This is a genomic window from Kurthia gibsonii, assembly GCF_006539985.1.
Classification (GTDB): Bacteria; Bacillota; Bacilli; order Bacillales_A; family Planococcaceae; genus Kurthia; species Kurthia gibsonii.
The window spans coordinates 1-9,324 of sequence record NZ_BJOB01000064.1; the positions used below are offsets into that span (position 1 = coordinate 1).

Below are 9,324 nucleotides of genomic sequence, written 5' to 3' on the forward strand. Positions count from 1 at the left end.
TAGGATTATTTTCCCTTATTATATAATATATGGATTTTTAAGGAAAGTGTTTTTGTGCGATTTACACAGATTCTTCTATTTCATCCTCTTTTTCTGTCGGAGATGGTGTGTGTTCACCAAAAACAGAACGCTCAAGAATTTCTGCTACATCATATGTGCCAACAGATTCTTCCACTTCTTTCGCTTTCGTACCATCCGATAACATTGTTAAGCAATATGGACAACCTGCTGAAATCATAGAAGGTCCGACCGCCAATGCTTGTTCTGTTCTCGCAACATTGATGCGATTTCCTACATGTTCTTCCATCCACATGAGACCGCCACCTGCGCCACAGCACATCGCATTTTCACGATTACGTTCCATTTCCAATAATGTCACGCCTGGAATCGCTTTTAAAATATCACGTGGTGCATCGTACACTTCGTTGTAACGCCCTAAATAACATGAATCATGGAAGGTGATTTTTTCATTCACTTCATATTGTGGAACAATTTTCTTCTCTTTCACTAATTTCGCTAGTAGCTCTGTATGGTGATACACTTCACCTGACCAACCGAAATCACTGTATTCATTTTTGAAGATATTATAAGCATGCGGATCAATCGTAATGATTTTTGTAACGCCTGCTTTTTCAAATTCTTTAATATTTGCTTCTGCCAACTCTTGGAATAAGAATTCATTTCCTAGACGACGCGGTGTGTCACCTGAGTTTTTCTCTTTATTACCAAGAATCGCAAATGAAATGCTTGCTTCATTTAATAAGTGAGCAAAAGAAAGTGCAATTTTTTGTGATCGACTATCGAATGAACCCATTGAACCAACCCATAATAAGTATTCGAATTCTTCGCCTGCTTTTTGTGCTTCTTTTACGGTTGGAATGTGTAATTCTGGGCGTTGGTCGCGCCAGTTTTCTTTTTCTTTACGATTTAGCCCCCATGGATTTCCTTGACGTTCGATATTTGACATCGCGCGTTGTGCATCTGGGTTGACCTTACCTTCTGTCATCGTTAAATAACGACGAAGATCGATAATTTTTTCTACGTGTTCATTCATTACAGGGCATTGATCTTCACAGTTACGACATGTTGTACATGCCCAAATTTCTTCTTCTGTGATGACATCCCCAATTAATGATGGGTTATAAATATCTTCTACTACTGCTCCTTCTACTCCACTTGCCATCGCCAATTGATTTCCTTTTGACTGGTTGAATAGGAAGCTTGGAACCCACGGTCTTTGAGATGTTTGAACAGCACCTTTATTCGTTAAGTGGTCACGTAGTTTCAACATTAAGTCCATTGGTGACAGCATTTTTCCTGTACCACTTGCAGGACACATATTTGTACAACGACCACATTCTACACAAGCATATAAATCAACTAATTGTAGTTGTGTAAAATCTTCAATTTTTCCTACACCGAATGTAGGCATCTCTTCTTCATCTTCTGATTCCTCATCCATATTGAAGTCAATTGGTGTTAATTTACCAACAGGACCTAGACGATTCAGATATACATTGACTGGACCAGCAATTAGATGCGCATGTTTTGATTGTGGAATATACACTAAGAAAATGAGTAAGAATAGTAAGTGAACCCACCACATCGCATAGAAACCAGCTGCTGCTGCAACAGGTGAGAAGAAACTAAAGATTGTAGCGACTCCAGATGCGACTGGTTCTGACCATGTTGTGTCTTCTCCGTTCCAAATTAACCCCATACCATTACCCACTAATACAGAAATCATTAGGCCACCGATGAAGATTAATACTAAGCCTGATTTGAAGTTACGTTTTAAACGGACAAGCTTCTCAACATAACGACGATAGAATGCCCAAACGACTGCAACTAAAATTAAAAGTGCTACAATTTCTTGGAAGAATGTGAAATATGGATAGAGTGGTCCAAGCGGCAAATGTGAGCCTGGTTTTAATCCCTTCCAAATGAAATCAATTGCGCCAAATTGTACTAAGATAAAGCCATAGAAGAACATGACGTGCATAATACCGCTTTTCTTATCCTTCAATAACTTTTTTTGACCAAAAACCATCACCCAGATTTTATGTAATCGAGCTTTTACGTTCTGATCAAATTCTGTTTTCTTACCGAGCTTAATGAAATCGTATCTTGTTTTTAAAAGATAGCTAAATAGGTACACTGCATAAAGAACAACTACTAAAAAGAGTACCCAGTTTAAAACGAGTAGACCATTCATTGTACTTCCCCCCCTGTGATAACCTATTATTTCCCCTTTGTTACCACCTTTTTCATATATTTGAAACGATATATATACTTCTATTGTAGATTATGAATAGGTATTCAGTCAACATTTTTCACGCATTATGCTGTTTTTAATTGGAAATATGCTCGTAAATGCTTATTTTATTTAAAAATAAAATAAGAAAAGACATTAGAATTCTCACTTCTAATGCCTTTTCTATACTTATATTATTTCAGTCTATGTAAGTCATGTTGTAAAATTTTTGAAATATTTGCTACTTGCTCGGTTGTTACACCGATTAATACCATCGTGGAAGGACCTGCTGAAGAAGTGGGGTCGTACGGTACATTTTCTACATCTACCACATCGATTAACTCCAGTTGCTCTAGCTCATTTTGCAAGCCTTTCGAACCAAGAGGAATCACTTGTGTAATGTGCTGATTTTTCAGCGCTTCTACAATAACTTGGAGATTAGCAACTTGATGAACGTTTTGTAATAGCTGTTCGCCAACAAGTGGTCGACCGTATGTAAACCAATGGAGTTCAGATAGATTAGGAAATGGTCGCTGCTTTTCACCAAGCATCGTAATGCCAAATCCAGACTGTAGAGTTGGCATGTTCGTTTCGGTACTTCCACTAATCGCCGGAACAGGTATTTGCACTTCTTCAAAAACGCGATTGATTCCCGTAATATACTTGCCCCATGCTTCTTCACTCGTAAAGTTTAACAAGATGATTTCTTTTGGAATAGCCTGATTCGCTAATTGTTCAAGTAGTGTAACGCGTGTAGAGTAGTAACTCGTAACATCATCTGACACATGAACGACATCTAATTCTTTTTCGCCGATTGCGCCAGAATTATCACTTGTAATTACTAAATTCCCAATCTGTCTTGCATTCCTCATGAAACTTCCACACCTGTTCGAACGAATGCTTTTCTAAGTAGTGGCAAGAGTATTAAACCAACTACAACATTAATTAATGTCGCGACTAAAATGCCTGGTGCTACTGCAAAATACATCGCTGGTGATAATAAGAAGTAAAATGGGAGTGGTGATAGTACACCATTTGATAAAGTAATCCATGCCCATGCTAACTTCTTCATTCCTTTACGATAAATAATGGCTGCTACACTCACAACAACTGCCATCTCAAGGGCAATGAAGATATGAAATGGCAATGTTAACGGGAAACCTGAAGATAGCGCTGTTGCCATATGTCCAAGTGCTCCCGCTGCTGCTGCAAGTGGTGCTGGAATAAATGCAATACTAATGAACGCTGGAACTGAATCCAATGCTGGCGTCCCCGGAGGTACAGGAATTTTAATAAAAGAACCAATTACGGAAAGTGCCGCAAACATTGCAGTTAAAACTAAAAGTCTAGTCTTTTTCACGTTTGTCACCTCCCTTCTTGGCGCGACCTCCGTCCTTAAATACTTTCGCACTTCTTGCGTATTCAACATCTGGTACATTTAGACGTGAATTGACAACGCGCGCTACAGCGAATAAGTAATCTGATAAACGATTTAAATAACGCTGTACGACAAGAGGTACATCTCCTTCTTCTGATTGTTTTAATAATGTCACCATTTGGCGTTCTGCACGGCGTGTAATCGTACGTGCGATGTGTAAAGTTGCCGCTGCTGGTGCGCCCCCTGGTAAGATGAATTTCTCTAATAATGGAGGCTCATCCATTAAAATATCAATACGTTGTTCCATTACTTCGATTGGTTCATCTGTCATTTTATAATGACGTTCTTTCATGACATTCGCTAAATCGCCACCGCAATCAAATAATTCGTTTTGAATATTTTCCAAATCATGTAATACATCTTCAAATAACGCTGGATCTAATTCTGATACAGCCTTGCCAATAAATGAATTTAATTCATCAATCGTTCCATAAACTTCTACGCGTGCATCATCTTTATCAACGCGACCTCCAATTAAGCTTGTTTTACCTTTATCGCCTGTACGTGTATATAAATTCATTATGTCATCCTTCTTTCTATTTAATCTTTTGTGGAATTCCATACCAAATTCGTGTAATTGTTTGACTTTCTGCAAACAAAAGTTGATATAACCTACCTAAAACATCACGTAATTTTCTTTTTTCAGAAAAAATTGGAACGACACCTCTACCAATGTCTTCTATAATGACATAGATTGATTTGTATTTAAAACCATTTTTTACAATTTTATAAAAAAAAGTTTCCGCTACTTCTTTTTCAGGTTCATTTAGAAAAGGTTCAATTTGCTTCTCTAAGTCAGTAATAACAAGTATTTCAGCATGTTCATTTTCTATATTACTGTGTTGTAAATCATCACACCAATCAACTGCTTGCCCTTCTAATTGTTTTGCTATATATTTTCTTTTTCCGTTATATGCACCACCGATAATGACATGCATCGCTTTCCCTCCTTAAAGTCCTGAAAAGATGTGAAGGTGAGTTCATAGATTTCATCATGTGAAATCGCCCAATCCCAAAATCCAGATGGCTCGGGCGCATATTTCATAAGGAGCATACGAATCGTGCCACCATGTAAGACCATCGCACATTTCTCTGCTTCAGTTATTTCAGAGATGCCCATTTCTACACGCTGTTGAAATTGCTGAAAGCTCTCTCCATTAGGCGGTGTGACTTCAAGCGGATCATCAATCCATGCACGATATACTTCATCTTCTTTTAAATCTTCATACGTTTTCATTTCAAAATCACCGAAATTCGTTTCGCGAAAAGCAGGAATCCCATGAAAAGTGGCATGCGGATAATACTGCTTGGCTGTTTGTTCACAGCGCTTTAAATCGCTACCGTAGACGATTTGTACAGTTGAATCAATGATGGGAAGTTGTTTTACCACAATTCCTTCATCCGTCCATCCCACATATTTTCTCTCCACATTCCCCTGTGTTTTCGCATGGCGCGCTAATGTAAGAGTAAAAGTAGAATCCATAACATCAACTCCATTCCTTCGATGAAAGCACCGTATAAGTCACCTGAACTACCGCCAAAATGTTTGATTGTCCAACTACGATAAAGACGTGACATGCCTAATACGAACAGGATAAACACAGCGATAATTAACCATGCCTGTGTAAACACCCCGACAAGAATTGCTACGACTAATAAACTACCAAAAATCGTATAAACAAACGACTTCATTAAAATATGTGACTTAAAAAAGGCGCCAAGTCCTGTTTCTTTATTTGTCGGTGTTTGAACGAGGTAGCATGCCATTCCTAAGCGTGCTAAAAAGGGAATGAATAAAAACCAATAGATAGAGATGGCATCTGTCGCTAAAAGTTGTGCAAAGAATAGAACTTTAGCTGCTAAGAAAATCACGAGTGCCATTGCACCGAATGCACCGATACGTGGATCGTCTAAAATCGCATGACGTTTTTCTCGATCACGATATGAAAAATACGCATCACTCGTATCGACAAAACCATCTAAATGCAGTCCACCTGTTAAAATCGAACCCGTTAAAATGACTAAAAACGCGATTAATAGAGACGACCAATTCGTATAATGCATCAGCAGTTGATACACACCATACATGATGGCACCCATACATGCCCCAACAAAAGGAAGCATACTAAACATCATTGTCACATGACGTTTTGTCATCGGAAGTTCCTTATTGACGGGAATGACCGAAAAGAACTGAACTGCGAGTAAAAATCCTATCATCTACTTTCCTCCTTTCCAGTAGTGAGGAATGCCATAATCCATCTCGATTGCTACGGCACAAAAAGAGACAAGCCATTGATGAAACAGACCGATTTGCTTTCGATAAAATTCCACTTCTTCACTCTCGTATTTACTCTCATCAAGCACTTCATTCGATACAATGAAAAATGGAATGTGCTGTTCGTTCAAATGACGACACCATTCCTTCGCTTCTTCTACTCGCTGTTGAAAACGCTCTACATGTTGCCACTGCATGGATTCGTCATCCAACTGTACATACATCTCATTCGTCAGCCATGTCGTGACACAATCCCATAATACAACTGCATCTTTTGGAATTCGATTTACGAGTGTCGCAAAATGCGTCGGCTGTTCAATAGTCGTCCATTTTAGTGATGTTCGGTCTGCTTGATGCCATGCAATGCGCTGCTTCATCTCATCATCGAATGCAACACCTGAAGCGATATAATACATCTTTCGATTCGTCTGTTGTGCAGTTTGTCGAACAAGTTGTTCTGCAAATGCACTTTTACCACTTCGAACACCACCTGTTATAAAATGGCTGTTTGTTGAAACCACTGCGTCATCTCCTGTTCTACAATCTTCATTTCCTCAGCTGTTTTCAAACCCATGCGAAGCCACTCACCTTGTAGTACGCGATAATTTTCAGTATGACGGAATACGATGCCCTTTTCTAAAAAGTAGCGATAAAACTGCTTGGTTTGCTGTGGATTTGGTAATTGAAAACAGAGATAGTTCGTCTGACTATTAGCAACGACACAACCTTGATTTCTTAAGTATTGACGCCATTTTTCACGCTGTTCAATTGTAGTGTCGATTGTCTGCTTACGATATTCTTCCTCTTGCAAACACTGTGTTCCAATCGTTGTGGCTAAGCCATTCACATGCCAATGTGATGCATAAGAAGCCAATTTTTGAATCAATTGTGGCTGCGCAACCAGATAGCCCAATCGAATACCTGCTAATCCATACATTTTCGTCATCGAACGGACAATGATTGTATGCAAAAATTGCTCTCTGCATGGAATCATCGTTGGCTCTGGTTCTAACCAATCCATAAACGCTTCGTCTAAAATGACGTAGCAGTTGAATTGTTCTCCCCATTCCATAATCGTCTGAAGCTGTTCTTGCGGTGGTAATACACCTGTTGGATTATTCGGTGTACAGAGATAGATTGCCTTCGCCTGCTTCATCTCTTGTTGAATTTGTTCCATTGGTAAAGACCATGTACATACATCTTCAACTTCTACATGAATCAATTGTGCTTTATGTACAGATAAAGTAGCTTCATACTCTGAAAAGGTTGGATGAACGAGAATGACACGTTGTTTCGCTAAAAACATCGCTAAAAAAGTGAATAGCTCGGCTGCACCATTACCTACAAGTACACATTCTTTTGATATGTGATGCTTGTTCGCTATCGCACTTAAAAAAGGTTCTCCCTGTGGATCAGGATACTTCTCCACAACTCGGACATATTCAGTCCATGAATTTCGGATAGATTGTGGAATCCCCGCTACATTCACATTTTCACTTAAATCAATCATGTGTTCAGGTTGTGGGATCCCAAGTTGTTGAAATAGTTTATGTGGATTAGCTCCATGACTGGGTAGCATAGTAGATGACACCTCCTAAAATCGAACAAAGTAGCCAAAAGCAGATACTCGCTTGCTGCATTTGTCGAATCGTTTTTTGAATATCTTGTGCTTGTAATGATTTCGTAGAGTGCCCCATCTCTGCACGATGTGAAGCAATGCCTTCATAGTAGTTTAGGCCACCTAGTTGAATACCAAATTGATATGCAGTTGCCGCCTCTAAATAACCACTATTCGGACTTGGGTGCTTTTTCGCATCTTGTAGCCATCCTTGTAGTCGCTCGCGATATGTATAACTCGTTTCATTATTTGTACAAGTAACGATGAGAAATCCTGTGATACGGCTTGGTAGCCAATTGACAATGTCATCTAACTTCGCAGAACAATAGCCAAACTGCGCAAATCGTTCATTTCGATAGCCTATCATTGAGTCGAGTGTATTGATTGCTTTATACATCCACATTCCTGTCGCACCGAATAGAAAACCGTAAAATAGCGGTGCTGTAATCCCGTCACTCGTATTTTCAGATACCGTTTCAATCACACTACGCGTAATATTCGCTTCATCTAAAAGCTCTGTATCACGACCAACAATCCACGATAACTTTTTACGTGCTTCGACTAAATCACCTGAAAGAAGTGGCGTATAAACATCAAGTGCTGCTTGTTTTAATGACTTTTGCGCTAATGCAATTGTCATGAATATTGTTTGAACGATTAGATAGACACCCCAATGAATTTGATACGCTACATAGCTAAGAGCAAACACAATGCTTCCGGTTAATAAGAGTGTGGAGAGTGTTAGCATGAAGCCTTTTGCGATGCGCTGTTTCCCGTGATTCCACTTTTTCGTCGCAAAGGAAATCCACTTCCCAATCCAGATAATCGGATGGGGAAGTTTAGGTGGGTCACCAATTAGACGGTCCAACCAGAATGCTAGTGTACACGAAATTATATGTAAAACGATTATCATTCCATCATCCCCTTTGCACGCTTGTAATCGTGTAAAGCATCTACAACCGTTTCATATACGCCTCTTCCTAAAATACGACCAACTGGCGTAACGGTCCCTGCATAGTTTTGATTTGTTCCTTGTTGTGTTGCCCCAATTAGAATGCTATCTGTTGATGTACCTGTCGCAATGGTATTCGATATACGGTCTGTAATTTTTTCATCTGCGAGTGCTTTTACCTTTGCTTCTGTAGCAGTCATCATCGCTTGTACAAAAGCTTCTTCTGTTAATGTCGCATCAATGAACGCCCAAATATTAATCGTCCCTACTTCGTAAAAAGGTTTTCTTAAATAGGATTTTGACACATCTACTGCATTACCGACACCAGCTGTCACCATAATGACCACATGAATAGCATCTGCTTCAAATTCTCGAATGATGGCATATCTAGCTGCTACTGCTGTCATCATCGCTACTGTTTGATCTGGTTGAAACCCCTGTTTTTCAATGTATTCCTTCATTTCTGTATGTGCATCTTCACACATATAATTAGCATCTACTGCACGATTCATACATGTGTTATACCATCCAAAACCTGCATTATGTAAAGCAGATGAGAGAATTTTCAACGGTTGATTCGATTCGAACACAACATAGGAGGGACGAATCTGAATCTGTTCTTTAGAAATAGTCATAACATAAGTCGTTCCTCTCTCAATATATTGCTTGAAAAATCAAATAATTTTAAAGCTCTTTTAAATTATATGCTAAAAAAGTATGCAAAACAAAAGACCTTTTTCACTTTTATATAAAAAGAAGTTTTATATTCGGATTTTCGAATGAT

At 38.9% G+C, this 9,324-nt stretch carries 11 protein-coding genes; all 11 read right to left on the reverse strand.

Annotated elements, in window-relative coordinates:
• Window positions 1-61 precede the first annotated feature (61 nt).
• Complete coding sequence (locus tag KGI01_RS12615) at window positions 62-2,215, reverse strand: heterodisulfide reductase-related iron-sulfur binding cluster (protein ID WP_141274975.1); 2,154 nt, start codon at window positions 2,213-2,215, stop codon at window positions 62-64.
• A gap of 233 nt (window positions 2,216-2,448) precedes the next feature.
• Entirely contained in the window at window positions 2,449-3,126 is a 678-nt protein-coding gene (locus KGI01_RS12620) for a hypothetical protein (RefSeq protein ID WP_141274976.1), read from the reverse strand.
• Complete coding sequence (locus tag KGI01_RS12625) at window positions 3,123-3,614, reverse strand: ECF transporter S component (RefSeq protein WP_170214793.1); 492 nt, start codon at window positions 3,612-3,614, stop codon at window positions 3,123-3,125. Before KGI01_RS12625 ends, KGI01_RS12620 begins: the two co-directional genes overlap by 4 nt.
• Window positions 3,601-4,212, reverse strand: coding sequence for a cob(I)yrinic acid a,c-diamide adenosyltransferase (locus tag KGI01_RS12630; RefSeq protein ID WP_141274978.1), 612 nt, complete (start codon window positions 4,210-4,212; stop codon window positions 3,601-3,603). The genes KGI01_RS12625 and KGI01_RS12630 overlap by 14 nt, the downstream gene beginning before the upstream one ends.
• 16 nt (window positions 4,213-4,228) lie before the next feature.
• Window positions 4,229-4,630, reverse strand: a complete 402-nt coding sequence (locus KGI01_RS12635; RefSeq protein ID WP_141274979.1) for a bifunctional adenosylcobinamide kinase/adenosylcobinamide-phosphate guanylyltransferase — start codon at window positions 4,628-4,630, stop codon at window positions 4,229-4,231.
• A complete protein-coding gene (locus KGI01_RS12640) occupies window positions 4,582-5,175 on the reverse strand; it encodes a histidine phosphatase family protein (protein WP_141274980.1) in 594 nt (197 codons plus the stop codon). Before KGI01_RS12640 ends, KGI01_RS12635 begins: the two co-directional genes overlap by 49 nt.
• Window positions 5,148-5,912, reverse strand: a complete 765-nt coding sequence (gene cobS / locus KGI01_RS12645; protein WP_141274981.1) for an adenosylcobinamide-GDP ribazoletransferase — start codon at window positions 5,910-5,912, stop codon at window positions 5,148-5,150. The genes KGI01_RS12640 and cobS overlap by 28 nt, the downstream gene beginning before the upstream one ends.
• Window positions 5,913-6,491 (reverse strand): bifunctional adenosylcobinamide kinase/adenosylcobinamide-phosphate guanylyltransferase, encoded by a 579-nt coding sequence (locus tag KGI01_RS12650; RefSeq protein WP_141274982.1) that lies wholly within the window; start codon window positions 6,489-6,491, stop codon window positions 5,913-5,915.
• Window positions 6,464-7,549 carry a pyridoxal phosphate-dependent aminotransferase gene (locus tag KGI01_RS12655; RefSeq protein ID WP_141274983.1) on the reverse strand — a complete coding sequence of 362 codons (1,086 nt, stop codon included), beginning with the start codon at window positions 7,547-7,549 and terminating at the stop codon, window positions 6,464-6,466. Before KGI01_RS12655 ends, KGI01_RS12650 begins: the two co-directional genes overlap by 28 nt.
• The gene (gene cbiB / locus KGI01_RS12660; RefSeq protein ID WP_141274984.1) at window positions 7,527-8,501 is read right to left on the reverse strand and encodes an adenosylcobinamide-phosphate synthase CbiB; all 975 of its coding nucleotides are present in this window, start codon (window positions 8,499-8,501) and stop codon (window positions 7,527-7,529) included. The genes KGI01_RS12655 and cbiB overlap by 23 nt, the downstream gene beginning before the upstream one ends.
• The gene (locus KGI01_RS12665; protein WP_141274985.1) at window positions 8,498-9,175 is read right to left on the reverse strand and encodes an adenosylcobinamide amidohydrolase; all 678 of its coding nucleotides are present in this window, start codon (window positions 9,173-9,175) and stop codon (window positions 8,498-8,500) included. Before KGI01_RS12665 ends, cbiB begins: the two co-directional genes overlap by 4 nt.
• Window positions 9,176-9,324: the final 149 nt, after the last annotated feature.

What these genes read in the sequence shown, in the direction of transcription:
- cbiB (WP_141274984.1), bottom strand. Translation starts at nt 8,501, where the DNA reads ATGATAATCGTTTTACATATAATTTCGTGTACACTAGCATTCTGGTTG.
- KGI01_RS12615 (WP_141274975.1), bottom strand. Translation starts at nt 2,215, where the DNA reads ATGAATGGTCTACTCGTTTTAAACTGGGTACTCTTTTTAGTAGTTGTT.
- KGI01_RS12635 (WP_141274979.1), bottom strand. Translation starts at nt 4,630, where the DNA reads ATGCATGTCATTATCGGTGGTGCATATAACGGAAAAAGAAAATATATA.
- KGI01_RS12665 (WP_141274985.1), bottom strand. Translation starts at nt 9,175, where the DNA reads ATGACTATTTCTAAAGAACAGATTCAGATTCGTCCCTCCTATGTTGTG.
- KGI01_RS12640 (WP_141274980.1), bottom strand. Translation starts at nt 5,175, where the DNA reads ATGGATTCTACTTTTACTCTTACATTAGCGCGCCATGCGAAAACACAG.
- KGI01_RS12655 (WP_141274983.1), bottom strand. Translation starts at nt 7,549, where the DNA reads ATGCTACCCAGTCATGGAGCTAATCCACATAAACTATTTCAACAACTT.
- KGI01_RS12630 (WP_141274978.1), bottom strand. Translation starts at nt 4,212, where the DNA reads ATGAATTTATATACACGTACAGGCGATAAAGGTAAAACAAGCTTAATT.
- KGI01_RS12620 (WP_141274976.1), bottom strand. Translation starts at nt 3,126, where the DNA reads ATGAGGAATGCAAGACAGATTGGGAATTTAGTAATTACAAGTGATAAT.
- cobS (WP_141274981.1), bottom strand. Translation starts at nt 5,912, where the DNA reads ATGATAGGATTTTTACTCGCAGTTCAGTTCTTTTCGGTCATTCCCGTC.